Below are 1,160 nucleotides of genomic sequence, written 5' to 3'. Positions count from 1 at the left end.
GAGATATACCATGGGCAGCAGCCATCACCATCATCACCACAGCCAGGATCCGGGGGACGAAAACCTCTATTTCCAGTCGGCGACCGAGGACAAGGCCTTCGACCGGGTCGCGGACGACTACGACCGGATGCGGGGCGGAATGGAGCGCGGCCGGCAGGCCGCGGCGCAACTCGCCGGGGACCTGGTACCCGGCCCGGTGCTCGAAGTGGGTGTCGGGACGGGCATCGTGGCGGCGGGACTGGCCGAACTCGGCCACCGGGTCCACGGCGTCGACCTGTCGCTGCCGATGCTGTCGCGGGCCGCGGAGCGGCTGGCGGGGCGGGTGACGGCCGGGGACGCCCGGGCCCTGCCGTTCCGGGACGGCACGTTCGACAACCTGGTCTTCACGCACGTCCTGCATCTGGTCGGGGACATGCCGCGCGCCCTCGCGGAGGCGGCGCGGGTGCTGCGCCCCGGCGGGCGGCTGCTCGCGGTGCACGGCGACCCCGCGGCCGACCCGGACGACCTGGTCGCCGTACTGGACCGGCTGGCCGTGCTCCAGCCGCCGCGGCCCGACACCCCCGAACGGCTGGACGCGGCCGCGGCCGCGGCGGGGCTGACCCGGCTGCGGCACGAGTTCGCGCCGGACTACGAGCGGGCCACCACACCGCGTCAGCTGCTGGAGAGCCTGGAGCGCCGGCTGCCGCCCTACCTGTGGGAGGTCGACGACGAGACCTGGGGCCGGGTGGTGGAGCCGGCCCTCGCCGAACTGCGCGGCCTCGCGGACCCGGACCGGCCGCGGGTGCAGCAGTGGCGGGTGCACCGCAGCGTCTACGCCAAGCGGTGATAACATTTAAGTAAGTACTCGAGTCTGGTAAAGAAACCGCTGCTGCGAAATTTGAACGCCAGCACATGGACTCGTCTACTAGCGCAGCTTAATTAACCTAGGCTGCTGCCACCGCTGAGCAATAACTAGCATAACCCCTTGGGGCCTCTAAACGGGTCTTGAGGGGTTTTTTGCTGAAACCTCAGGCATTTGAGAAGCACACGGTCACACTGCTTCCGGTAGTCAATAAACCGGTAAACCAGCAATAGACATAAGCGGCTATTTAACGACCCTGCCCTGAACCGACGACAAGCTGACGACCGGGTCTCCGCAAGTGGCACTTTTCGGGGAAATG

At 67.7% G+C, this 1,160-nt stretch carries 1 protein-coding gene; it reads left to right on the top strand.

What is annotated here, in order from left to right:
• A partial coding sequence (locus ACFT1A_RS30975) for a class I SAM-dependent methyltransferase (RefSeq protein ID WP_378450110.1) occupies positions 1 to 826 on the top strand: 826 nt, incomplete at its 5' end.
• Between the last annotated feature and the right edge of the window lie 334 nt (positions 827 to 1,160).

Origin of the sequence: Rhodococcus sp. NPDC057135, from assembly GCF_042670865.1 — a bacterium.
In the GTDB taxonomy this organism is placed as follows: Bacteria; Actinomycetota; Actinomycetes; order Mycobacteriales; family Mycobacteriaceae; genus Rhodococcus_F.
The sequence above is the reverse complement of the archived record's forward strand: the minus strand, read 5'-3'. Positions and strand labels throughout refer to the sequence as shown.